The sequence below is a fragment of the Nocardioides glacieisoli genome (assembly GCF_004137245.1).
Taxonomy (GTDB): Bacteria; Actinomycetota; Actinomycetes; order Propionibacteriales; family Nocardioidaceae; genus Nocardioides; species Nocardioides glacieisoli.
Genome location: NZ_SDWS01000014.1, coordinates 54,637 through 76,489 on the forward strand (window position 1 = coordinate 54,637; position 21,853 = coordinate 76,489).

Here is a 21,853-nt window from a genome sequence, read left to right on the forward strand (position 1 = left end):
TGCACCCATGACGAACGACCTCGACCTGCGTACGACGTGGGCAGCCGGCCGACCCGCCCACGGCCTCTGGAGCCTGCTCCCCGGAGCCGTGACCGCGGAGGTCCTGGCGCGGACCGGCGCCGACTACGTGGTCGTCGACCTACAGCACGGTGCGGCCTCCGAGGCCGACCTGCCCGGCATCACCGCAGCGATCCGCGCGGTTGGTTCGGTGCCGCTGGTCCGCACCCGCAGCTCCTCGTTCCCGGACGTCGGTCGCCCGCTCGACCTCGGCGCCCACGGCGTGATCGTCCCCAACATCCGCGGCGCCGAGCACGCTCGCGAGGTCATCGCGTCGGCCCGGTACGCGCCCGGCGGTGGCCGCTCGATCGGCAGGCTCGCTGGTGACGCGGACCAGCCGCTGGTCATCCTCATGGTGGAGATGGCGACTGCCCTCGACGAGCTCGACGACCTCCTCGCTGTCGACGGACTGGACGGGATCTACGTCGGTCCCGGCGACCTCTCGCTGTCCCTCGGCCTCAGCGGCGAGGACCACCGCGACGAGCTCCGCGCGGTCCTGTCGTCGATCATCGCCAGGGCCATTGCCGCTGGCGTGCCGGTAGGCGTGCACGCCTACACCGGCGAGGACGCCCGGTCGTACGCCGCCGAGGGCGCGACCATCGTCACCGTCGCGGTCGACACGGTCTCGCTGAGCCAGGCCATGGGGCAGCACCTCGACGCCGCGCGGACCACGAGCTAGCGGCTGGCCAGTCGCATCACGCGCGCGGCCACGAAGAGCACGACCACCAACCCCACGAAGGCACCCACCAGCAACAGCACCAACCCGACGGCCCACAGGCCGGAGTCGTCCGTCGCGGCGGCGTACACAGCCCACGGGACCGCGAAGCCGACGGTGGCCGCCGCCGCGAGCAGGACGACTCCCCTGCGTGCTCGGGCGAGCGCGACGATCGCGCCGGCCACGATGAAGACTCCGCAGCCGATCACCTGCCAGACGTCGTAGGGCACGTCGTCCCAGCCGAACCACACGAACCACATCGCGCAGCTGAACAGCGCGAGGAGGACGGACGCGGCGGACAGGTTCATGGGCTGCATGTCGGCTCCCGCCAGTCGGTGATGCTGGAGGTGTCGAAGCGCGCCAGGTGCGGCGTCATCGGGCGCCCCTTGTCCTGGTAGAGCCGCGATCCCGACTCGCTGACCACCCACAGGTGGTCGGGGCCGGTCAGCGACATGCCCTCGGCCCCCGGCACGAACGCCCGGCTCCTGCCGTCCGGTCCGACGAGCACGCCGCACGTCGTGTTCGACCGCGCGAGCCACAGCCCCGGGCCGACTCCGCCGAGCTCCGCCCAAATCGCGCCCTGGGTGTCCGGCGGGATCCGGACGGCGTCGACGGCGTCCCCCTCGTCGAGCTCGTACGCCGTCGAGGCGAGCAGCGCGTCGACGTCGAACCACCAGAGCCGGGCCGGGTTCTCCGCCCGGAAGCGGCCCAGCCCGAGTCGGCCGTCGTCGTCCAGCACTGCGAACGAGCCGCGCACCGGCTCCGCCAGCGCCCACCCACGTTGGGGCTTCAGCGTCGACGGGTCGAGCAGCCACAGCCGCTGCGTCTCGGCGAGCCAGACGCCGTGCTCGTCGGCGACCACACCGCCGCCGTGCCGGCACTCGGTCGGCTGCCGCGGACCGACCCGGCCGACCACCGGGTAGCGCGACCGGATCAGCTCGCCGGTCCTCAGGTCCATCGACTGCATCGTGCAGAGCCGCTGCCCGCCGAGCTTGGTCCCGTCGAAGCTCGCGACGTACGCCGTCCCGTCCGCGACCGTCATCCCCTGCGGCACCAGCCACTCGCTCGCGCCCGGCACCCAGCGACCGGCGCACATGTCCTGCGCGTTGGCGAAGTACATCAGCCGGTCGGGGCCGTAGGTCGGCCGCTGCCCGCGCACGTCGTCGTACGTGACCGGGCCGCAACCACCCATCGACCGCAGCTCCGACTCGTTCGGTGCGGCGCTGGTGCAGCCGGTCGCCAGCAGCAGAGCTGCCAGTGCCACGACCCGCCCGACCCCCGTCACGTCTCGCACGCTACCCGCGCGGCACGGCCAGCGCGGTCTCTCCACCCCGGCCGCGGAGGGTGACCGATCCGTGCTCGACCCAGCGATCGGCCTCCTTCGGGCCAGCCGCCTCGACGCTGGCAAGCGAGACCAGGACCCGGCCCTCCTCTTTCTTGGCCAGGTCGGTGAGCCGGGCCGCGGAGTTCACGGCGTCACCGATGACGGTGTACTCGAACCGCTCCTCGTGGCCGACGTTGCCCGCCACCACCTCACCGGTGGCCACACCGATCCCCGCCGACAGCTCCGGCACCTCCGCGGCCAGCCGCTCGGCGATCGCCCGGGCGGCGCCGAGCGCGTGGCCGGCGTGGTCGTCGACCGTGACCGGGGCGCCGAAGACCGCGAGCACGGCGTCGCCCATGAACTTGTTGACCAGCCCGCCGCGTCGGTCGACCTCCTCGACAATCACGGCGAAGAACCGGTTGAGCAGCGCGACGACCTCGGCGGGCTCGTGCTCGGTGGCATACGTCGTGGAGCCCTCGAGGTCGACGAAGAGGACGCTGGCCTCGCGCGCCTCTCCCCCGAGCTCGACCTCGCCCGCCGTCTCGGCGGCGCGCTGGGCCACCTCGCGACCGACGTGGCGGCCGAAGAGGTCGCGCAGCTGTTCGCGCTCGCGCAACCCGGTCGCCATCCGGTTGAACCCGACCTGAAGCAGACCGACCTCGGTGCCGTCGAACACCACGACCTCCCGGTCGAGCTGGCCGCGCTCGACGTCGAGCAGCGCGTCCCGCACCGCGAGGACCGGGTCGACCACGGCGCTCGCCGAGAGCACCGTGACGAGCAGGCCGAAGACGAGCACCACGGCGCCCACGACGATGGTCGTGACGCCCAGCCGGGTGACGGTCACCGTGTCGTCGACCAGCGCGACGACCCCGGCGACCATGAGGGCCACGACGGGCGCGGCGGTGCCGACCACCCAGAAGATCACCGATCGCGCCTTGACCCCGACGAGGCTGGGCCGCCGGGTCAGCTCGGCTCCCACCAGGGCCCGCGCGGCCAGCGGGCGCAGCGCGAAGTCGGAGAGCAGGAAGGCGATGCCCGACACGACGATCGACGCCGTGCCGACCGTCAGGCCGACGCCGAGCGCGCGCTCGGGCTGCAGGACCGCGGCCAGGACCGTGAAGAGGACCGTGGCGATCGCCCACAGCGCGAACTGCAGGACCGTGAGTCGCACCGGGACCCGGAGCGTACGACGTACGGTGCGCGCGTCCGGCGGCTCGTCGTCGTACTGCCAGCGCAGCGCGCGCAACGACGAGGCGGTGCCGATCCACGTCCCGAGCAGGATCGCCACGCCGACGTAGATCGGTACGGCCACCGCCGTGGCGACCACCATCGCGCTGCTGGCGGGCGGGAGCGGCAGCACGACCGTGGCGATCACCACCACGACTCCGGCGCCGACGAGGTTCGTGGCCAGGAGCAGGGCGGTCAGGAGCAGCTGCACGCGGATCCGCACGGCGCGGGGCGACTGACCGGGGCGGCCCAGGAGCCAGGAGCCGTACGGCGCGCGGGTCCGCCAGCGTCGAGACATGGCCCGGAGCGTAGTGGCACGTGCGTGTCACGGAGCCCTAGTCTCCGCAGGTGGAGCCGACACCGTTCACCGCCGCCACTGCGTCGGGCCAGATCGCGGGCTGGGTGACCGGGGACGGGCCGCCCGTCCTGTTGCTGCACGGTGGTCCCGGCCTGGGATTCGAGTACATGGACGACGTCGTCGCGGAGATCGCGCCACACCACCGCGCGGCCACCTTCCAGCAGCGCGGCCTGGCGCCGTCGGCGATCGAGGGTGAGTTCACCATCGCCGAGGCCGTCGCCGACATCGTGGCGGTGCTCGATGCGCTCGGATGGGAGACGGCGTACCTGCTGGGCCACTCGTGGGGCGGGCACCTGGCCTTCCACGCGGCCACCGCGATTCCGGACCGGCTCGCCGGCGTCCTCGCGGTCGACCCGCTCGGCGCCGTGGGCGACGGCGGCGCGTCAGCATTCGGTGCCGAGCTGATGGTGCGCTTGTCCGACACCAGCCGCCCCAGGGTCGAGGAGCTGTCGGCGAAGGAGGAGGCCGAGGGCCTGTCCCTCGCCGAGGAGATGGAGCAGCTCCGGCTGCTCTGGCCCTCGTACTTCGCTGATCCCGCGGCGGCACCGGAGATGCCGCCGGTGCGGATGTCGCCGGGGTCCAGCGAGGGGTTGTGGGGCGAGATCGTGGCCCTAATGCCGGCGCTCGAGGCCGCCCTGCCGTCCATCGTCACACCGGTCGGGATCCTCATGGGCGAGGGCAGCCCGATGCCCACCACGGCCGGGAGCGACACCGCGGACCGCATCCCGGGAGGCTGGTCGTACGTCGTGCCCGGTGCGGGCCACTTCGTGTGGATCGAGTCGCCGGGTGCGGTGCTGGCGGCGATGGAGCGGATCACCGGCCTCTAGGGTGAAGCGCGTGGCTGACAACGTGCTCTGGATCATCACCGACGACCAGATGCGCTCGACGCTGCGGTCGATGGACAAGACCTGGCGGCGGCTGGTGCGCAAGGGCGTGCACTTCCGCAACGGCTACAGCGCCATGCCGTTGTGCGGTCCCGCGCGCGCCTCGATCCTGACCAGTCGCTATCCCCACAACCACGGGTGCGACAGCAACATGACCCACCAGCCGTTCGTGGCGCAGGGGCACGACCTGGACACGGCGGCGACCCGGATCCAGCAGGCCGGCTACTTCGGCAAGTACATGAACGGCGTCGCCCAGGACCCGACGTACGTCGCTCCCGGCTGGGACCGCTGGGTGACGCTGCTCGACGGCATGATCGACGACCCGCGCGTCAACGTCGACGGGACGGTGCGCAAGGTCGAGGGCCAGCGGGAGTTCGACCGGTTCGCCGCGAAGCGGTTGCGCCGGTTCGTCCGTCGTCACGAGGACACGTCGTGGTTCGCGATCTTCTCGCCGACCGCGCCGCACGGGCCGTACACGCCGAGCGCCGAGCACGCCGACGACTTCGAGGGCGTCGAGTGGGACCCGCCGTCGCTCAACGAGGCCGACATGGGCGACAAGCCGTCGTGGCTGCGCGACCTGCCGCGGCAGGACCGTCGGAAGATGCAGAAGATCTACGAGGGCAAGCTCGAGGAGCTGCAGGACGTCGACGACCAGATCGGTCGGGTGCTCGACGTGCTGCGGGAGACCGGCCAGCTCCGGCGGACGTGGATCTTCTTCGTCTCCGACAACGGCTACCTGCTCGGCGAGCACCGGCTGCTGAGCAAGAGCCAGCCCTACGAGGAGGCGGCGGGCATCCCCTTCGCCGTGCGCGGTCCCGGCGTCGAGCCGGCCAACGTCGACGCGCTGGTCTCGCAGGTCGACCTGATGCCCACCGCGCTCGACATCGCCGGACTCGACCCCGACACCGGGCGAGACCTCGACGGCCGCTCCATGCTCGGACCGCTGAGGTCGGGCGACTGGTCCGAGTGGCGACGCCGCCTGATCATCGAGAACACGCACCTCGACTGGGCGCTGCTCCGTGAGGGCTCGACGGCGTACGTCGAGCACCGCGACGCCGGCGAGTGGGAGCTCTACGACCTCGACGACGACCCCCACCAGCTCGCGAGCATCCCTGACGCAGACGTCTCCGCGTGGGCCCGGAAGACCGGTGAGCTCTGGGGCTCGCAGGGTCGCGCGCTGCGCAGGCTCGAGCAGTAGTCGTGGAGATCGAGGACGCGCTGCGGCGCGCGCAGGAGGCCGCCGCGCCGGAGGTCGGCCGCGGCCAGCTGGCGACGTACATCCCGAGCCTGGCCAACGTCGACCCGCACCAGTTCGGCATGGCGATCGCCTCGGTCGACGGCGAGGTGCACGTCATCGGCGACGCGGACGTGCCGTTCTCGGTGCAGAGCATCAGCAAGGTCTTCACGCTCGCGCTGGTCGTCGCCGCCGAGGGCGAGGCGATCTGGAAGCGCGTCGGCCGCGAACCGTCGGGCAGCCCGTTCAACTCGCTCCTCCAGCTCGACCAGGAGGCCGGCCGCCCGCGCAACCCGTTCATCAACGCCGGCGCCCTCGTCGTCACCGACCGGCTGCAGTCGCTGAGCGGCGACGCCAGCGGCACGCTGCGCGACCTGATGCGGCGCGAGAGCGGCCGCTCGTCTGTCGAAAGCGACCCCGAGGTCGCGCGGTCCGAGCTCGAGGCCGGCCACCGCACGTACGCCGTCGCCCACCTGCTCGCGAGCTACGGCAACCTGGAGTCCACAGTCGACGAGGTGATCGACCAGTACGTCGCCCAGTGCGCGCTGTCGATGAGCTGCCGCGAGCTCGCCCTCGCCGGCCTCTTCCTCGCCCGCGACGGCGTCCTCTCCGACGGCAGCCAGCTGCTCAGCCCGCGCGAGACCAAGCGGGTCAACGCCGTGATGCTCACCTGCGGGACGTACGACTCCGCGGGCGAGTTCGCCTACCGCGTCGGCGTGCCGGCCAAGTCCGGCGTCGGCGGCGGCATCCTGGCCGTCATCCCCGACCGCGGCGTGGCGTGTGTGTGGAGTCCCGCGCTCGGGCCGTCGGGGTCGTCAGCGGCTGGGCTGGCCGCGCTCGATGCGTTCACGACGTACTCGGACTGGACGGTGTTCTGAGCCCCGCTCGGGGACTCAGACGAAGGGCAGGAGCGCGTCGAGCGAGTCCGTCGGCGTCTTGAGGGCGATGCCGGTGCCGATGGCGGTGAGCTTCCAGTCGGTCCCGTCGCGGAACAGCCTGGCCATGACGAGCCCGGTATTGCGGACGCCGAGGGTGATGGTGAAGCGAGCGAGCTCGGTGTCGTCGTCGTCGACGAGGCGGCAGTAGGCATTGCGGATGTACTCGAGCGAGTGCCCCTGGTAGCTGCTGATCAGGAACAGGATCGAGTCGACCTTCGCGTAGACCCGGCCCAGGTCCACCGTGATGACCTCGTCGTCGCCCTCACCCTTGCCCGTGGTGTTGTCGCCCAGGTGGACCACCGAGCCGTCCCGGGTCGCCAGGTGGTTGAAGAAGGCGAGGTCGAAGAACTGCTTGCCGGCGAACTGCACGGCCGAGGCGTCGAGGTCGATGGGGGCAGCGCCGCTGCCGATGAAACCGGCGGTCGGGGCGTGGTCCCCACCCCACGGCCATCTTCACCTTGATCAGGGGCTTCCCGTCGTCGGTGGCGAGGGTGAGTTCTTGGCCCTCGGTCAGATCGATCACGAGCTGCTCCCTCCGGTCGGCGATGGTCTTCCGAAAGTACAGGGGTGGACGACGACCACTCGGTGGTTGGGGTGCGAGGAGCACCAGCGACGAGCCTCGAAACCACGATCGAAAATAGTTGTCCACCATCCGGATCTGAGCGTGAATCCGGGGTCCGACTGTCGGTGGTCACGGCTAGCGTCGACCCCATGAACAGTGATCTCCTCGACCTCGACGCGAAGGCCCTCCTGGCCGCCGCGACCGAGGCCGAGCGAGCGTCCCGGCTCGCCGAGGTGGCCAAGCTCGAGCTCCTCTCGGCGTGGGCCGCGATTCACTCCACCGACCCGACCGAGGGCCCTGACGGCTACATCGCTCGTCGCGTCGGCAACGTCCTGCGTCAGGTGGGCGGCGACGGTACGCCCGGCGTGCAGGACTTCTGCCTCGGCGAGATCGCCCTGGCTCGCGGCGCCGGCGTCACCGCCACCAGCAACATGCTCGCCGACGTCCTCGACCTCGAGCACCGACTCCCGCTGACCTGGGCCGTCACCCGCCGCGGCGAGTGCGAGGTGTGGCTCGCCCGCAAGGTCGCGAAGCTCTCGCGCCACCTGCCGGCCGACCGAGTGCACGTCGTCGACACTGCTGTGTCCCGGATGATTGCCAGCGAAGCACCTGGACGGGTGCTCCAGGTCGCCGAGGCCAAGGTCATCGAGGCCGACCCCGCCCTCCACGAGGAGCGGTGCGAGGCCGAACGTCGCCGCCGCTACATCGGCCTCGGCCGCACCGACGAGTACGGCCTCCGCACCCTCATCGCCAAGCTCGAGGCCGGCGACGCCGTCGCCGTCGACGCCACCGTCCACCGCGTCGCGGACATCATCGAACCCCTTCACCCCGACGCCAGCCCCGACGAGCTCCGCGCGATCGCGTTCGGATGGCTCGCCCGCCCCGCCGAGCTGTTCATGCTGCTGCTCGAGCACACCGACTCCGAACCCGACGTCGAGCCGGAGCCCGACTCGTACTCCGAGCCAGACCCCGACCTGGGCCCGGATGACGACTGTAAGGAGTCATCGATGCCGGCGCGCGCCTACGCTTTCCCCGCCGACCTCCTCGATGCGCTCCGCGACATCGACCTGACCCCGCTCGCCCCGAAGGTCGTCCTGCACGTCCACCTCCACGAAGCGGCCCTCCACGGCACCGACGCCGTAGCCCGCGTCGAAGGCCTCGGCCCAGTCAGCCTCGCCCGACTGATGGAGATGCTGCGCGGCTCCGTCGTGAGGGTCCAGCCGGTCAAGGACCTCTCCCACCGGGTCCGCTACACCGCCTACGAGCACCCCGAGTCCCTCCGCGACCAGGTCCACCTCGTCACCGGCGGCGACTACTGGCCCTGGGCCACCTCAACCAGCCGAAGCGTGGACCTCGACCACCCCATCCCGTACGACCACGGCGCACCCAACGACGGCCGAGATCCCCCGCCGGGACAAACCGGCTCCCACAACTCCGGCCCCCTCGGCCGACGACACCACCGCTGGAAGACCCACGCGGGCTACACCGCACGCCAATGCGGCGAAGGACGCTACGTCTTGCTGAGCCCGCACGGCCTGGCATTCCTCATCGACCACACCGGCACCCACCCCGTCCACCCCGAAAAGGCTCGGATGATCATCGACGCGCCAGCCGGCGTAGACATCTACCCGGCCTGAGCTCCGACCGACGTAGGGCAAACGCGGCGGAGTGACGCGCCTCGTGACCCGGCACCGACAAGGGCACCGAGCCGACGAGGCCCATCTGCAGACCCGCAGGTCCGCAGCGACTCAGAGTTTGTTCACGTCCGCGAAGCGAAAGATGAAGGATGGATCGTCAACCGATCCTGCCTGGGTCAAGCGAGAATCATTCACGCAAGTGTCACTGCTGGGTCGGAAGGAGCCTGAGAACCTAACGTTCTGGCCCTCCTCGAGGTTCAGGAGCTTGTCGAGGAGCGGACCAGGCTTGACCAAGGTGTCGTCCATAATGTCGGAGAAAGCGTTGTTCCACGTCCCCAGCTCGACGTTATCTGCCATCTCGATCGTCACGATGCCGTACCCATCGCCATTGGAATCGAGCGTCGTGACCGTTCCGGTCCATCCGGCTACTTGCCCGGAGCCGAGCAACTGGCACATCGCGTCGTTGCGAGCGCTCAAGGCCGCGCCGGCCTTCAGGTCATTCGACGCGCTGGCGTACTGGTCCTTCGCGTTGGAAGCGATGTCCAAGAACTGAGTCTGCTGGGTGGGCTGCGGACCGTAGGGGTTTGTGGGCTTCGGCTTCGGCTGTGGCTTGGCCGAAGGGGAGGTGTCGGCTGCAGCCGCCACATCCTCGCTGGATGTGTTCGTGTCGCTCTTAGCTGTTCCATCGGCCAGAGCCTTGACGTCAGATGCAGGCTCAGTCGGCGTGTCTTCGCCGACCGCGTTGCCGAGTGCGCCAACGAGGACGAATGCGCCGATTCCTGTCAGGATCTTGTGGCGCTTCATCCAGCCAACGGCGCCGCCCTTGTCGGCGATGACGGGCGGCGTCGAGGGGGCGACTGGTGGGTACGCCGCAGCATCGGTCCGTGGAAGAGCTGTGCCCGCTGAGGCTGCCGCACCTGGCTGCTGAACCCCCTCGCTCCAAGCGGTGCCGTTCCACCAACGAAGTTGGGACGGGTCAGTTTGATCGGGATACCAGCCCGGCGGCAAGTTGCCTGTCACGTAATACTCACAATCTGCGTCTTATGGCGCGCCAAAAGGCGACGACCCCTATCGAAGCGCTGCGCAATGTCCGCGCAGCTACTACGCGAATCCTACGAAGACAGATCCCCGGTGTATGCGGAATGGCGCAGATGGCAAAGGATCGCTGCACCTCCGTGACGCGTGGGGCGGGGTTCTGGCATAGACGCCGACGCCTCCGTAATGCGATGCGTTTCGGGACTGACAGTCGACACGCGGCGGATAGACGTAACTTAGGCGGCCGTTAGTCCTGTTCGGCGAGCAGCGCGGTCACGTCGTCAGCACCCATCGTTCTTGCCAGGGCCCGAGGGCTGGACCCAGCCTGATTGACAATGTCCGGATCCGCCCCAGCGTTGAGAAGCAGCTTCACGGTCTTGACCTCGCCGTGTGAGTTGAACACCGCACGCCACAGGGGCGTGTTCCCGAATCGGTCCTGCAGGTCGATTGGCGCGCCGGCGCCTAGCAGCACCTCGACCGCTCCGTCCCGGGACTCTTGGGCGGCGAGATGCAACGGAGTGAACCCCTGACGGTCTGTCAGGCCGACGTCATCGCCTGCCGTCAGCCGTTCACGTATCCCCGACACATCGCCCTCAAGCGCTCGATAGTGAAGCTCCTGACGACCCTCGCGATCCATGTCGTGAGTCTCTCCGATGAAACGCTCCTCGCCATGGGTGGACTTCCACGTTGGCGCCGTCAGGCGGCCGATAGACGCAACTCATCCACTTGCGATGAACTTGGTGGACCGGCTAGGACGATGGCACCTCGTCGTCTGTGTAAGCGGCCCGCATGCGTAGATCGTGGCGGGGATCCGCCGGCGCGCAGCAACCGTTCAGAGGTCGTCCCTGCCGGGATGAGATCCAGCCCGCCACGACGACTAGGAGCACGAACCCGCCAAGGACGAGGTACGCCATCTGCGCCTCCGATGGTGAACGTGGTGGTGACCTGAGTGCCCACAGCCTGCAGCGGCACAGAAGCCGAATCTACCTCGTGTCCAGTCGCCTTGTGACGTACCGGATCGCGGCGAAAAACCCTCACACCAGCAGCACGTACGACCCCAACGCCACCAGCCAGGACACGAAGGACCCCAGCAGGAAGTACTCCGTCATCTCGTGGACGGTTGCCTGCTCCTGTCGCGACGAGAGCTCGGGGAACCGGAGCAGACCCTTCGCCGCGACGACGATCGCGGCTGCCGTCACCTGGCCGCCCATCGCGAGCGCGAGGATGAAGATGCGCTCGAGGGGGCCGAGGAGGCGGCCGCCCTTGAGCTGGGTCGGCGGCATGCCGCCGTCCTTGCCGGGGTTGATGGTGCCGGTGGACTTCAGCACCAGCCGGACGAGCACGTTGCCGGTCGAGAGCTGGAGCCCGAAGGCACCCAGCACGAGCAGCAGGCGGTCGGCGGACACCGTCTCCAGGGCAGGGAAGGTAGCAGCATCGAGCCAGCGATCGATCAGACCGTCCGCCGGCGGCGCGAGGACGGAGCAGATGATCGCCCCCGTCAACGCGAGGGAGAAGAGCGCGAGCGGCAGCCACGCAGCCGTCTGCGCAGGGTGACCGAACCCCCATGTCACTGCGAAGCCCCACGCGAGCACCACGACGGCGATGACCGACAGCGCGACCACGTCGCGCCCGGACGTCATGCCGCCGAGCATGCCGAGCAGCAGGACGCTGAGCGCGCCAACCATCTGGGGCAGCACCTTGACCTTGCGTGCGGAGTGCACCAGGTCCGTGACCGCGAAGCCGATCAGCAGGATCCCGAGCCAGCTCATCGCGTTCGCCCTCTCACAGTCCGTGCACCAGTTCGTCGGTCGCCAGCACCACGCCGATCCCGTCGGCCCGGATGCGCTGGGAGACCGCTGACGGGCTGATGCCCAGCTCGTCGGCGATCTCCTGCTGCTGCCTACCCCTCAGCAGACCATCCAGCACCGACATCGACCGCTCCGACAGGCCGGAGACGATCTGATCCCTCGCCATCAGCGCAGCGTTCACCAGTGCTGGCGGTGGGCCCGGCTCCCCCTCGGCAGCGGCGTACGCCGTCCGCACGGCGCGCAGCGGCGCCCGGCGTTCGTAGCCCTCGAGGGCCTCCACCGCCGACCGGGCGGCCCACCAGCCGGGGCCGTCCTCCACGCGGGGCTCTTCCGCCAGGACCACCACGCGGCCCCAGCCGATGCCCTGGCGTACGTCGACCTCCGGCAGCAGCGCCAGCCGGATCCGCAGCGTCGCCGCGATGGCGTCCCCGAGGGTCGCGAAGATGCCCTGGAACTCGTCGCCGGTCCCGATCCGCAGCGGGACCGGAGGCTCGTACGCGTCGTTGATGGACTCCACGGCCCGCTCGAAGCGCGCATGGGTGGCGGGTCGGTCGACGCTGCGGCGCGAGCCCACTAGGTCGCCGATGACCGTGACTGAAGCATTGATCTTCACTTCGTCCATATGAAGAGCATAACTTATCTTGGAGCGGATGAAGCAGATGACTTCATTCCCAGAACACCCGCTCGACCACGGTGTGCGCCCGCCGCGTGGTCCGGAGGTAGTCGTTGACCATCTGGTCCGACGAGCCGGCCGGGTAACCGAGCACGCTCGCCACGGCCGCCCTCTCCCGCGCATCGCGCGGCAGCTGGTCGGCCGGCTTCCCACGCACGAGCGTGACCGCGTTCCGCACCCGCGACACCAGGCGCCACGCCTCCGCGAGCGTCGACGCATCGGACGAGGAGATCAGCGAAGCCTCCGCAGCGGCCGCCAGCGCCGGCAACGTCTGCGGCGTCCGCAGCTCGGGGACGGCACCCGCGTGCCGCATCTGCAGCAGCTGCACCGTCCACTCGACGTCGGCCAGTCCCCCACGCCCCAGCTTGAGATGGGTCTGCCGATCGGCCCCGCGCGGCAGCCGCTCGTTGTCCACACGCGCCTTGATCCGGCGTACCTCGACCACGTCGTCCTGCGAGATCCCCTCGACCGGGAAGCGCAGCGGGTCGATCAGCTCGGTGAACCGTGCCCGCAGCGCCTCGTCCCCGGCCACCGCATCGGCGCGCAGCAGGGCCTGGAACTCCCACACGTGCGACCACTTGGCGTAGTAGGCGGCGTAGGACTCGACGGTCCGCACCATCGGCCCGTTCTTCCCCTCGGGGCGCAGGTCGGCATCCACCTCGAGCGGCGGGTCGCTGGCCGGCAGCGAGAGCAGCCGCCGCACCTCGCTGACCACGGCGGTCGCGTACGACGACGCGACCTGCGCCTCGACGCCATCCACCGGCTCGTGGACGAACATCACGTCGGCGTCGCTGCCGTAGGACAGCTCGAAACCGCCGTAGCGACCCATCGCGACCACGGCGATGCGCGAGGGCGGCGACTCGAGCGAGCGCTGGCGCCGCACCGACTCCATCGCGATGTAGAGCGTCGCCTGCAACGTCGCGTCCGTCAGCCGGCTCAGCCCCTGCCCGACGAGCGCCACGTCGGTCCCGGCCACCAGCTCGCCGCAGGCGATCCGCAGCAGCTCGCGACGGCGTACGCCCCGCACCGCCACGACCGCGGCCTCTGCCGTCTCGGCGCGCTCGGTCAGCGCCTGCATCTCCGCGAGCGCCGCCTCGGCGCTCAGCGGGACGAGCGACTCCCCCAGCATCTTCACGCCCTGCGGCTCGCGCTCGAGCAGGTCGGTGGCGTAGCGCGACGTGCCGAGGACGTGGGCCAGCCGCTGGGCGACCTCGCCCTCGTCGCGCAGCATCGTGAGGTACCACGGCGTCCGGCCCAGGCTCTCGCTGATCCGCCGGAAGCCGAAGAGCCCGGCGTCCGGGTCGGGCGAGTCGGCGAACCACTCCAGCAGCACCGGCAGCAGCGTCCGCTGGATGTCGGAGGTGCGCGAGACCCCGCTCGTCAGCACCTCGAGGTGGCGCAGCGCGGCCTTGGGGTCGGCGTACCCCAGAGCGGCGAGGCGTGCCTCCGCGGCCTGCAGCGACAGTCGCGCCTCGGTGCCGGGGAGCTTGGCGACGGCGCCGAGCAGCGGGCGGTAGAAGAGCTTCTCGTGGAGCCGGCGGACCTCGCGGCGGTGGTACTTCCACTGCTTGTCGAGCTGGACGGCCGGCTCGGAGAAGAGCCCGAGCGAGCGGCCGAGCCGGCGCAACGACGCGTCGTCGGCGGGCAGCACATGGGTACGCCGCAGCTGGTGCAGCTGGATCCGGTGCTCGAGCGTGCGGAGGAAGGAGTAGGCCTCGTGCAGCTTCTCGCCGTCCTCGCGGCCGACGTAGCCACCGTCGATCAGCTCCGCGAGCGCGCTGAGCGTCGCGCCCGACCGCAGGGAACGGTCGGCGCGACCGTGGACCAGCTGGAGGAGCTGCACGGCGAACTCGACGTCGCGCAGCCCGCCCGACCCGAGCTTGATCTGGCGCTCGGCCTCGGCCGCGGGGATGTTGTCGACGACCCGGCGACGCATCGCCTGCACGTCGCCGACGAAGCCGTCGCGCTCGGCCGCGCTCCACACCAGCGGCTCGATCATCTCGACGTAGGCCCGCCCGAGGGCGAGGTCGCCGGCGACCGGTCGCGCCTTGAGCAGCGCCTGGAACTCCCAGGTCTTGGCCCATTTCTCGTAGTAGCCCGCGTGGCTGGCGAGCGTCCGGGTGAGCGGCCCCTGGCTGCCCTCGGGTCGCAGGTTGGCGTCGACCGGCCAGATCGTGCCCTCGCGGGTGTGGTCGGAGCAGATCCGCATCAGGTGCGACGCCAGCTGGGTCGCGGCCCGCAGCGCGGTGCCGTCGTCAGCACCCTCGACGGCCTCGTGCACGAAGATCACGTCGACGTCGGAGACGTAGTTGAGCTCGTGGCCGCCACACTTGCCCATCGCGATCACCGCGAGCCGGACGGAGTCGTGGGACTCCACGCGGGCGCGGGCGATCGCGAGTGCGGCGTCCAGGGTCGCGGCGGCCAGGTCGGAGATCTCGGCGGCGGCGTCGTCGACGCCGACGTGGTGGGCGAGGTCGCGGGCGGCGAGGCGGAGCAGGATCCGGCGGTACTCCACGCGCAGCGCGTCCACCGCCTCGGCGTCCGGAAGTCCGGCGACCGGCACGGCGGAGGCGGGGTCGGCGCCGACCGCGGTCAGCATCGACTCGCGGACGGCGTACGCCGCGGCGCGGGTGCTGCCGAGCGTCGGGTCGGTGAGCTCGCGCCAGTGCTCGGGGTGCCGCACGAGGTGCTGGGTCAGCGCGGCGCTCGCGCCGAGCACGGTGCACAGCCGCATCGCGGTGCCCTCGTCGTCGGCGAGCTCGGTGAGCATCGCCGCGCCATCCGCCTCGGACTGCGCGTCGACCAGCCGCAGCAAGCCCTCCAGCGCCGCATCGGGGTCGGCACTCGCGGCGAGCTTGTCGGTGAGCGGCTTCCTGGCCCCGCCGAGGCGCTCGATCCCCCGGACGGCCGCCGGCCCGTCGACGAAGCCGATCCGCACGAAGTCGCCGCTCGTCGTCGTCATCGTTCCTCCCCCGCAATTGCGGCGAACCTCTGGACGAGCGGCCGCCACTGGGCCTCGAGGGCTGCCTCCGCGTCCTTGATCTCAGCCAGTACGACGTGCTCGTCGAGGCCGAGCGCGACGAGGTCGTCGCGGTCCTCGGCCGCCCAGCCGGTGACGACATCGGTGTCGACCTCGGGGTGCGACTGGATCCCCCACGCCAGCGGCGCGAATCGGGCGACCTGCACCTCGCCGCCGGGAGTCCTCGCCAGGACCACGCCACCGGAGGGCAGCGCGACCACGACGTCGTTGTTCCAGTGGATCGCGACCTCGTCGCCGGTGCGCGCGCCGAAGAGTGCATCACCCAAGGCGTCAGCGCTCCAGCCGACCGGCTGCAGCCCGACGGTCTGGCCGCGCGGGTTCTTGATGACCTCGCCACCGAGCGCGACCGCCAGCACCTGGTGGCCGAGGCAGATCCCGAGCGTGGGCACGGACGATGCCACCGCGTCACGCAGCAGGGCCTTGAGCGCGCGGAGCCACGGCGCCCGCTCGTCGTCGTACGCCCCCATGTCACCGCCCATCACCAGCACGGCGTCGTACGACGTCAACGCAGGGAACGCGTCACCGGCGTAGGGCCGGCAGACCGACAGCGTGCAACCGGCCTCCTCCAGCCAGCGGCCCACGAGGTGCGGTGGGCACGACGCCTGGTGCTCGACGACGAGGACGCGGGTGGGCACGAAGCGCTCAGAGGACCGGGAGCATCCGGTCGCGCTCGTAGGCGGAGACCTGCGTGCGGTACTCCTCCCACTCCGAGCGCTTGTTGCGCAGGAAGAAGTCGAAGACGTGCTCACCCAGCGCCTCGGCCAGCAGCTCGGAGTCCTCGGCGATCCCGATCGCGTCGTGCAGGCTCTTGGGCAGCGGCGAGATGCCGAGCGACTTGCGCTCGCGCTCGGTCAGCGACCAGACGTCGTCCTCGGCCTCGCGCGGCAGCTCGTAGCCCTCCTCGATGCCCTTCATGCCGGCGGCGAGCGTCACGGCGAAGGCGAGGTAGGGGTTGCACGCGGCGTCGATGGTGCGCAGCTCGATGCGGGTCGACTGGCCCTTGTTGGGCTTGTACATCGGCACGCGCACCATGGCCGAGCGGTTGTTGTGGCCCCAGCAGATCGACGAGGGCGCCTCGCCGCCGCCGAGCAGCCGCTTGTAGGAGTTCACCCACTGGTTGGTGACGACGCTGATCTCGCTCGCGTGGCGCAGGATGCCGGCGATGAACTGCCGGCCGGTCTTCGACAGCTGGTACTCGGCACCGGCCTCGAAGAACGCGTTGCGGTCGCCCTCGAAGAGCGAGACGTGCGTGTGCATGCCCGACCCGGGGTGGGTGGTGAAGGGCTTGGGCATGAAGGACGCCCAGATGCCCTGGCCCAGCGCGACCTCGCGGATGACCGTGCGGAAGGTCATGATGTTGTCGGCGGTGGTCAGCGCGTCGGCGTACCGGAGGTCGATCTCCTGCTGGCCGGGGCCGCCCTCGTGGTGGCTGAACTCCACCGAGATGCCCATCGCCTCGAGCATCGTGATCGCCTCACGGCGGAAGTCGGCGCCGCGCGACTGCGCGGTGTGGTCGAAGAACCCGCTGCGGTCCACCGGCACCGGCTCGTCGCCCTTCCCGGGCACGTCCTTGAACAGGTAGAACTCGATCTCGGGGTGCGTGTAGAAGGTGAAGCCCTTGTCGGCCGCGGCGCTCAGCGTGCGCTTGAGGACGTGGCGCGGATCGGCGTACGACGGGCTGCCGTCGGGCATCACGATGTCGCAGAACATGCGGGCCGTGGCCGGGCCGCCGTCGTCGCCCGTGCGCCACGGCAGGAGCTGGAACGTCGACGCGTCGGGGTGCGCGAGCATGTCGGACTCGTACACCCGGGCGAAGCCCTCGATGGCGGAGCCGTCGAAGCCGATGCCCTCGTCGAAGGCGTTCTCCAGCTCGGCCGGCGCGACGCTGACGCTCTTGAGGAAGCCCAGGACGTCGGTGAACCACAGCCGGACGAACCGGACGTCACGCTCCTCGAGCGCGCGGAGTACGAAGTCCTCTTGCTTGCCCATGGGGCCAGCCTAGGGGGCGTACGCCGCACCCGTGCGCCACCTCCGCAGGGTGGGCCGGCGCCGGCGTCTGTCCGGGGTCGGCATCCGCATCGAGTGAGACGGTTCGTGGAACATCCGGGTCGGCAGACGACCCGGATGTTCCACGATGTCGGCGTCAGCGGCAGATGTTGACGTCCTGCGAGCCCAGGACGCCGTCCCAGACCTCGCGCATCGGCCGGAGCCAGCTCTGCGTGGTGGGCACGAAGGCGATGCTGCCGTCGACCATCTTCCTCACCCCGCGGACCCGGACCTTCTCCACGACGATCGGCATGGTGACCTCGCGGCTGCGGACGCCCTCCCAGCAGGCGGACGCCTTTGTCTTCGTCACGGCCTCCTCCAAGGTGACCTCGTCGCCCTGGAGCTCGCCGTTGTAGCGCCAGGCGAGCGTCGTGCGGTAGCCGGTGTGGCCCTCCCACGGCGCCCTGATCGCGACGGACATGCCCCAGGTGCGCTTCGTGGGGACGGTGAAGGTGACGGAGCCGTCCTCGACGGTCCTCGTGCGGCTGTTCCAGATGTCGACCCGGCCGGCGTCGGCCTCGGCGTACGTCCCGAGTGCGCTGGTCAGCTGGAGCTCGCAGCCCTCGCAGTCGTCGACGGTGAAGGTGAGGGTCGTACGCGGCTGGGCGGCGCGCTCGGTCGAGGAGTCGGCCGGCGTGGCGGCCGTGGCGCTCGGGACGAGCAGTGCGGCGAGGAGGGCGGCGAGGGCGGTGGTGCGGATGAACATGGGTCTCTGCTTCTCTGGTGAGTGGGTTGTCGATGACAGGACGCGACCCACCTCCCCGAGGTTGCATCGACCTCTCAGTCGCCCAGCGTGTTCCGCTCGAGCTCGGCGAGCGTCGGCCGCCCGCGGTTGCAGAACACCTCGAGGTCGACGGAGTTCTGCCCGTCGCTGAAGACCGCGTCGACGTCGTCGTCGGGACCCTTCTCCCAGCTGACGATCTGCCAGCCGTTGGCCTCGTCGGGGCGTACGCCGACGCCGTAGGCCCACGTGTCCCGGCACTCCACGTCGAAGGCCCCCCACTCGCCGGCGATCTCGTCGGCGACGGCGGGGCCGTCGGGCGAGGGCACCGACGTGCGGTCGACGTCGGTGTCGCGCATGACCTCGGCGCCGACCGGGCCGCGGTCGCGGATCGTCGCGCCGACCGTGGAGACGGCGAGCACGCCGACCAGCACGGCCACGGCCGTGGTGGCGGCCCACAGGCCGACGTAGATCATCCGACGCCTCACCGGACCATCGTGCCGCCTCGCGGGTCAGCGTGAGGTCAGGAGGTGGTTAAGGGATGGATAAGGCGAGCGGCTCGGGCGGGTGCTGGCGGTACGGTCGCGGCGTGGCCGAGGTGCTGATCATCGAGGACGACGACCGGATCCGGCCGTTGCTGGTGCGTGGCCTGCGCGACTGCGGGCACACGGTGACCTCGGCGCCCACCGGGATGGCCGGCCTCCAGCTCGCCGTCGACTCCTCCCCCGACCTCGTCGTGCTCGACCTCGGCCTGCCGGACGTCGACGGCACCCAGGTGCTGTCGATGTTGCGCGCCGTCAGCGCCGTGCCGGTGATCATCGCCAGCGCCCGCGCCGACGACCCGTCGCTGGTCGGCGCCCTCGACGCCGGTGCCGACGACTACGTCGTGAAGCCCTTCACCAGCGCGCAGCTCGACGCCCGGGTGCGGGCGGTGCTGCGGCGTACGGCCGCCGGACGCGAGCGCCCCGCGACCCTCACCGTCGGCGGGCTGTCGGTCGACCTCACCGGCCGCCACGTGCACCTCGACGGGACCGAGATCGAGCTCACGCCGCGCGAGTTCGACCTGCTCGCCCACCTCGCCGAGCGGCCGGGCGAGGTCGTCACCAAGCGCGACCTGCTCGTCGAGGTCTGGCGCCAGCCGTGGGGCGGGTCCGACAAGACCGTCGACGTGCACCTGTCGTGGCTGCGCCGCAAGCTCGGCGAGACGGCGGCCGAGCCGCGCTACCTGACCACGGTGAGGGGCGTCGGCGTACGCCTCTCCGATCCGACCAAGGGCACCTGACGTGCGCCGCAGCCTCCTCGTCACCGCGGCCGCCGCGATCTCGATGGTGCTGCTGGCGCTGCTCGTGCCGATGGCGATCCTGGTGCGCAGCTATGCCCTCGAGGACCGGCTCGCGCGCGCCGCGCTGGAGGTGCAGGCCGTCGAGACCGTGGTGTCCGGGCAGGACGAGGGCATCGTGGGGCAGTACGTCGACCGGCTCAACGAGGACGGCACCTCGCAGGTGACCGTGCTCTACCCCGGCGGGCCGGGCATCGGACCCGACCCCGGCGAGGACGCGAGGGTCCTCGACGCCCGCAACACGGGGCGGGCGCGGGTCGACGACGTCGACGGCGGGTCGCAGATCCTCGTGCCGGTCTCGCGCGGCGGGAACTCGGCGCTCCCCTCGCAGACGCCGGTGATCCGGGTGATCGTCGAGGAGCCGGGCATCGACTCGGTGGTCGGCGTCGCGTGGGGCCTGCTGGGCCTCCTCGCGCTCGCGCTGCTCGCCGGCTCGCTGGTGGTCGTCGACCGCCTCGGTCGGTCCTTCGTGCAGCCGATCCGCCAGCTCGCCGAGCACACCCAGACCCTCGGCCGCCCCGGCGCCGCCACCCCGATGCCGGCCGTCCACGGACCCCCCGAGGTGCAGGAGCTCGCCGGCGCGGTCGACCGCCTGGTCGGCCGGATCCAGCTGCTGCTCAGCCGCGAGCGCGAGAACGTCGCCGACCTCTCCCACCGGCTCCGCACGCCCGTCACCGCGCTGCGCCTGCGCGTCGAGGGCGTCGCCGACCACGACCTGCGTGATCGCCTCGGTGGAGATCTCGACCACCTGCAGGCGACCGTCGACGAGATCGTCCGCGAGGCCCGGCGCTCCGAGCGCGAGGGTCTCGACCCGCAGACCGACGCGGTGTCGGTGCTGGCCGAGCGCGTCCGCCACTGGGAGCCGCTCGCGGAGGACCAGGGCCGCACCTACGAGATGGACCTGGCGACCTCCGGGCCGCTGGTCCGCGCCAGCCGCACCGACCTCGAGGCCCTCGTCGACGTGCTGCTGGACAACGTCTTCTCGCACACCCCCGACGACGCCGGCGTACGCATCACGCTCACGGCCTCCGACGACCGCGTCGACCTCGTCGTCGACGACGCCGGACCTGGCCTGCCCGAGGGCCTCGACGTCACCGGGCGCGGAGCCAGCGGCGCCGGCTCGACGGGCCTCGGTCTGTCGATCGCGGCCCGCACCGCCGAGGACGCGGGCGGCGAGGTGACCACGGGGGCCTCGGACATGGGAGGAGCCCGGGTGGCCGTCACGTTGCGGACGGCCTGACCCGGGCTCTCTCGGTGCTGCAGGTGGCGCTGGTTCAGGCTGCGGTGACCTTCAGCGAGCACGCGCTGCCACCGACCGGCGTCACGGTGAGCTTGAAGGTGTCCTTGCCGGCGGTGTTCTTGCGGAAGGTGTCGAGGTCGAGCTCGCCCTCGTCGTCGGCCTTGATGGTGCGGGTGACCGCGAGGTTGCCGTTGTGGCGGATCGCGACCTTCCAGGTGCTGAACGCCTTGGCGTTCTCGAGGTCGGCGTCGACGTCGTAGCCGCCGCGCTCGCGGTCCACGTTGAGCTCGTACGTCGCACCGGCGCAGGTGCCGCGTCGCTCGACGTCGGCGTGCGCGGGGGTGGCGACCAGGACGGTCGCGCCGGCCGCAGCGGTGGCGAGCAGGGTGGTGGCGGCGATGGTCTTCTTCATGGGGTTCTCCTCGGGTGGTTTCTGGTGGTCTGTGGGTGGATCGGGTGGGGTGGGTCAGCCGCCGAGCGTGCCCGTGCAGGGCTCGCCGTCAGCCGGGGTGAACGTGACCTCGTAGGTCGCGTCGCCGGGGTTGCCGGAGGCGTAGACGTCGACGTCGATCTCGCCGTCCTCGTCGGTGGTGCGCTCGCCGGTGATGAGGGACGTGCCGTCGCGGACGATCTCGACGCCCCAGGTCTCGCCCGGACCGGCGGACTGCAGCTCGGCACCGACCTCGGTGCCGCCGTCCTCGGCCTCGGCGCTCAGCTCCCAGGTCGCCCCGCCGCAGGTGCCGCGCTCGCTGGTCTGGGTGTCGACGGCGGCGTCGACCGCCCACCACGAGCCCAGCCCGACCACGACCGCCGCTGCCGCGACTCCGCCGATGACTGCCTTCTTCTTCTGCACGGTTCCTGCCTCCTCGTCATGCGCCGGTGGTGGCGTCTGAGGAAGAGGTTGGTCGGAGTGCGGCTAACCGCGCTCCAGCCCGTGGCTAAGCCTCGATCCACCGATGACCTGCCTCGGTGTACGTCGGTAGCGAGGGCGGCGTGGTTTCGAGCTCTGGGCGTG

22 protein-coding genes are annotated in these 21,853 nt (G+C 71.0%); 7 read left to right on the forward strand and 15 right to left on the reverse strand.

What is annotated here, in order from left to right:
• Positions 1-7 precede the first annotated feature (7 nt).
• Complete coding sequence (locus EUA06_RS21030; protein ID WP_129479439.1) at positions 8-736, forward strand: HpcH/HpaI aldolase family protein; 729 nt, start codon at positions 8-10, stop codon at positions 734-736.
• Here EUA06_RS21030 and EUA06_RS21035 read toward each other — a convergent pair.
• From EUA06_RS21035 to EUA06_RS21045, 3 genes are read right to left on the reverse strand one after another with little or no spacing between them, the layout of a single operon-like run.
• Positions 733-1,089 (reverse strand): hypothetical protein, encoded by a 357-nt coding sequence (locus tag EUA06_RS21035; protein ID WP_129479441.1) that lies wholly within the window; start codon positions 1,087-1,089, stop codon positions 733-735. The genes EUA06_RS21030 and EUA06_RS21035 overlap by 4 nt on opposite strands.
• A complete protein-coding gene (locus EUA06_RS21040; protein WP_129479443.1) occupies positions 1,077-2,057 on the reverse strand; it encodes a hypothetical protein in 981 nt (326 codons plus the stop codon). Before EUA06_RS21040 ends, EUA06_RS21035 begins: the two co-directional genes overlap by 13 nt.
• A gap of 10 nt (positions 2,058-2,067) precedes the next feature.
• Positions 2,068-3,621 carry an adenylate/guanylate cyclase domain-containing protein gene (locus EUA06_RS21045; protein ID WP_129479444.1) on the reverse strand — a complete coding sequence of 518 codons (1,554 nt, stop codon included), beginning with the start codon at positions 3,619-3,621 and terminating at the stop codon, positions 2,068-2,070.
• Between the two features lie 50 nt (positions 3,622-3,671).
• Here EUA06_RS21045 and EUA06_RS21050 point away from each other — a divergent pair, with 50 nt between their 5' ends.
• The 3 genes from EUA06_RS21050 to EUA06_RS21060 are packed head-to-tail and all read left to right on the forward strand — an operon-like array spanning position 3,672 to position 6,677.
• Positions 3,672-4,508, forward strand: coding sequence for an alpha/beta fold hydrolase (locus tag EUA06_RS21050; protein ID WP_129479446.1), 837 nt, complete (start codon positions 3,672-3,674; stop codon positions 4,506-4,508).
• A 10-nt stretch (positions 4,509-4,518) separates the two neighbouring features.
• Positions 4,519-5,763 (forward strand): sulfatase family protein, encoded by a 1,245-nt coding sequence (locus tag EUA06_RS21055; RefSeq protein WP_129479448.1) that lies wholly within the window; start codon positions 4,519-4,521, stop codon positions 5,761-5,763.
• Positions 5,764-5,765: 2 nt separating this feature from the next.
• Positions 5,766-6,677 (forward strand): glutaminase, encoded by a 912-nt coding sequence (locus EUA06_RS21060; RefSeq protein ID WP_129479450.1) that lies wholly within the window; start codon positions 5,766-5,768, stop codon positions 6,675-6,677.
• A 15-nt stretch (positions 6,678-6,692) separates the two neighbouring features.
• Here the strand turns inward: EUA06_RS21060 and EUA06_RS21065 are convergent, their stop codons facing one another.
• The gene (locus tag EUA06_RS21065; protein WP_129479452.1) at positions 6,693-7,148 is read right to left on the reverse strand and encodes a TerD family protein; all 456 of its coding nucleotides are present in this window, start codon (positions 7,146-7,148) and stop codon (positions 6,693-6,695) included.
• 300 nt (positions 7,149-7,448) lie between these two features.
• Here EUA06_RS21065 and EUA06_RS21070 point away from each other — a divergent pair, with 300 nt between their 5' ends.
• Entirely contained in the window at positions 7,449-8,936 is a 1,488-nt protein-coding gene (locus EUA06_RS21070; protein WP_129479454.1) for a hypothetical protein, read from the forward strand.
• A 111-nt stretch (positions 8,937-9,047) separates the two neighbouring features.
• Here EUA06_RS21070 and EUA06_RS21075 read toward each other — a convergent pair whose 3' ends face one another.
• The 9 genes from EUA06_RS21075 to EUA06_RS21115 all read right to left on the reverse strand — a co-directional run bounded on the left by EUA06_RS21075 (position 9,048) and on the right by EUA06_RS21115 (position 18,747).
• Entirely contained in the window at positions 9,048-9,956 is a 909-nt protein-coding gene (locus EUA06_RS21075; protein ID WP_129479455.1) for a DUF2510 domain-containing protein, read from the reverse strand.
• A 262-nt stretch (positions 9,957-10,218) separates the two neighbouring features.
• Positions 10,219-10,608, reverse strand: a complete 390-nt coding sequence (locus EUA06_RS21080) for an ankyrin repeat domain-containing protein (RefSeq protein ID WP_129479457.1) — start codon at positions 10,606-10,608, stop codon at positions 10,219-10,221.
• Positions 10,609-11,005: 397 nt separating this feature from the next.
• Entirely contained in the window at positions 11,006-11,740 is a 735-nt protein-coding gene (locus EUA06_RS21085) for a hypothetical protein (protein ID WP_129479459.1), read from the reverse strand.
• A gap of 13 nt (positions 11,741-11,753) precedes the next feature.
• The gene (locus EUA06_RS21090) at positions 11,754-12,401 is read right to left on the reverse strand and encodes a SatD family protein (protein WP_242498302.1); all 648 of its coding nucleotides are present in this window, start codon (positions 12,399-12,401) and stop codon (positions 11,754-11,756) included.
• 43 nt (positions 12,402-12,444) lie between these two features.
• Complete coding sequence (locus EUA06_RS21095; RefSeq protein WP_129479461.1) at positions 12,445-15,414, reverse strand: bifunctional [glutamine synthetase] adenylyltransferase/[glutamine synthetase]-adenylyl-L-tyrosine phosphorylase; 2,970 nt, start codon at positions 15,412-15,414, stop codon at positions 12,445-12,447.
• Entirely contained in the window at positions 15,411-16,127 is a 717-nt protein-coding gene (locus tag EUA06_RS21100; RefSeq protein WP_165354485.1) for a type 1 glutamine amidotransferase, read from the reverse strand. The genes EUA06_RS21095 and EUA06_RS21100 overlap by 4 nt, the downstream gene beginning before the upstream one ends.
• A gap of 7 nt (positions 16,128-16,134) precedes the next feature.
• The gene (locus EUA06_RS21105; RefSeq protein ID WP_129479464.1) at positions 16,135-17,481 is read right to left on the reverse strand and encodes a glutamine synthetase family protein; all 1,347 of its coding nucleotides are present in this window, start codon (positions 17,479-17,481) and stop codon (positions 16,135-16,137) included.
• 154 nt (positions 17,482-17,635) lie between these two features.
• Positions 17,636-18,244, reverse strand: coding sequence for a hypothetical protein (locus EUA06_RS21110; protein ID WP_129479466.1), 609 nt, complete (start codon positions 18,242-18,244; stop codon positions 17,636-17,638).
• A 74-nt stretch (positions 18,245-18,318) separates the two neighbouring features.
• Complete coding sequence (locus tag EUA06_RS21115; protein ID WP_129479468.1) at positions 18,319-18,747, reverse strand: hypothetical protein; 429 nt, start codon at positions 18,745-18,747, stop codon at positions 18,319-18,321.
• Positions 18,748-18,848: 101 nt separating this feature from the next.
• Between EUA06_RS21115 and EUA06_RS21120 the strand changes: the two genes are divergently transcribed.
• A complete protein-coding gene (locus tag EUA06_RS21120) occupies positions 18,849-19,541 on the forward strand; it encodes a response regulator transcription factor (protein ID WP_129479470.1) in 693 nt (230 codons plus the stop codon).
• Position 19,542: 1 nt separating this feature from the next.
• A complete protein-coding gene (locus EUA06_RS21125; protein WP_129479471.1) occupies positions 19,543-20,838 on the forward strand; it encodes a HAMP domain-containing sensor histidine kinase in 1,296 nt (431 codons plus the stop codon).
• A 34-nt stretch (positions 20,839-20,872) separates the two neighbouring features.
• On the opposite strand, the gene EUA06_RS21130 is transcribed toward EUA06_RS21125, so the two are convergent.
• Entirely contained in the window at positions 20,873-21,250 is a 378-nt protein-coding gene (locus EUA06_RS21130; RefSeq protein ID WP_129479473.1) for a hypothetical protein, read from the reverse strand.
• Positions 21,251-21,304: 54 nt separating this feature from the next.
• Complete coding sequence (locus EUA06_RS21135; RefSeq protein WP_129479475.1) at positions 21,305-21,691, reverse strand: hypothetical protein; 387 nt, start codon at positions 21,689-21,691, stop codon at positions 21,305-21,307.
• Positions 21,692-21,853: the final 162 nt, after the last annotated feature.

Excerpts from the sequence above, each read along its gene's own strand:
- EUA06_RS21110 (WP_129479466.1), bottom strand. The coding sequence starts at position 18,244 with ATGTTCATCCGCACCACCGCCCTCGCCGCCCTCCTCGCCGCACTGCTC.
- EUA06_RS21095 (WP_129479461.1), bottom strand. The coding sequence starts at position 15,414 with ATGACGACGACGAGCGGCGACTTCGTGCGGATCGGCTTCGTCGACGGG.
- EUA06_RS21045 (WP_129479444.1), bottom strand. The coding sequence starts at position 3,621 with ATGTCTCGACGCTGGCGGACCCGCGCGCCGTACGGCTCCTGGCTCCTG.
- EUA06_RS21105 (WP_129479464.1), bottom strand. The coding sequence starts at position 17,481 with ATGGGCAAGCAAGAGGACTTCGTACTCCGCGCGCTCGAGGAGCGTGAC.
- EUA06_RS21070 (WP_129479454.1), top strand. The coding sequence starts at position 7,449 with ATGAACAGTGATCTCCTCGACCTCGACGCGAAGGCCCTCCTGGCCGCC.
- EUA06_RS21090 (WP_242498302.1), bottom strand. The coding sequence starts at position 12,401 with ATGGACGAAGTGAAGATCAATGCTTCAGTCACGGTCATCGGCGACCTA.
- EUA06_RS21035 (WP_129479441.1), bottom strand. The coding sequence starts at position 1,089 with ATGCAGCCCATGAACCTGTCCGCCGCGTCCGTCCTCCTCGCGCTGTTC.
- EUA06_RS21085 (WP_129479459.1), bottom strand. The coding sequence starts at position 11,740 with ATGAGCTGGCTCGGGATCCTGCTGATCGGCTTCGCGGTCACGGACCTG.
- EUA06_RS21080 (WP_129479457.1), bottom strand. The coding sequence starts at position 10,608 with ATGGATCGCGAGGGTCGTCAGGAGCTTCACTATCGAGCGCTTGAGGGC.
- EUA06_RS21130 (WP_129479473.1), bottom strand. The coding sequence starts at position 21,250 with ATGAAGAAGACCATCGCCGCCACCACCCTGCTCGCCACCGCTGCGGCC.
- EUA06_RS21030 (WP_129479439.1), top strand. The coding sequence starts at position 8 with ATGACGAACGACCTCGACCTGCGTACGACGTGGGCAGCCGGCCGACCC.